This is a genomic window from Mesorhizobium sp. M7A.F.Ca.CA.002.09.1.1, assembly GCF_003998555.1.
In the GTDB taxonomy this organism is placed as follows: Bacteria; Pseudomonadota; Alphaproteobacteria; order Rhizobiales; family Rhizobiaceae; genus Mesorhizobium; species Mesorhizobium ciceri.
In genome coordinates this window covers 1-889 of record NZ_RZRR01001378.1, presented here as the reverse complement: position 1 = coordinate 889, position 889 = coordinate 1, and the positions used below count along the sequence as shown (strand labels likewise).

At 66.0% G+C, this 889-nt stretch carries 1 protein-coding gene and 1 pseudogene; both read right to left on the bottom strand.

The window, feature by feature from the left end; translation table 11 throughout:
• A pseudogene (locus tag EN994_RS33365) lies at positions 1-459 on the bottom strand (ABC transporter permease); the annotation flags it as partial.
• The coding region (locus tag EN994_RS33360; protein ID WP_164746525.1) for an ATP-binding cassette domain-containing protein at positions 456-889 on the bottom strand (434 nt) is incomplete at its 5' end. The gene EN994_RS33360 and the pseudogene EN994_RS33365, both read right to left, overlap by 4 nt.

The window sequence follows — 889 nt, the reverse complement described above, 5'->3', positions numbered from 1 at the left end:
CGCCTGGACGATGCCCAGTCCGATCGTGCCAACGCCGAGCGTGGCAATGATGGGATTGATGCCGACATATCCGACCAGGCCCCCGTTGAGCAGGCCTATGAGGCCCGCGAGACCCACCGCCAGCAGGAACGCCGGCAGCGGCCCGATCATCGGCTGCAGCCCGAGCGACAGGATGGCGCCGCAGGCGATGGTGGCCGGCACCGACAGGTCGGCCAGGCCGCCGACCACGAGCACGAAGGTCATGCCGACGACGACGATGCCAACGATAGACATCGAGGTCAGGACGTTGAGCAAATTGCCTGACGTGAAGAAGGCGGGGCTGACGAGGGAGCCGTAGAGCATCACGGCGACGATGGCGAAGGCGAGCCCCGCCTTCGACAGGACATCGACAAGCCTGCTGCCACGCGTAAAGCGGTCGTTGCGGTTCACGCCACCGATCTCCATGGCCGCTTCGCTCAAGCCATCTCCTCCCCGGTGGCCAGCGCCATGATGCGCTCCTCGCTCAATTCGCTGCGCAAGAGAGGCTCGGAGGCATAGCCATCGCGCATCACCACCACGCGGTCGCAGACTCCGAGGATTTCGGGCAGTTCCGACGAGATCATCACGACCGCCATGCCGCCGGCGACGAGTTGGCCGATGATGTGGTGGATCTCGGCCTTGGCGCCGACGTCGACGCCCCGCGTCGGCTCGTCGAGGATCAAGGCCGAAGGTTTGGCGGCAAGCCATTTGGCGATGGCCGCCTTCTGCTGGTTGCCGCCCGACAGAAGGCTGATGCGCCGTTCGCCGTCGGGCGGTGAAATCGAAAACTGCTTGACCGAATCCCGGGCAAGCGCGCGATCGGCGCTGCGGCTGATGCGTCCGAAACGGGTCAGGCGGCGCAGGATGGGCA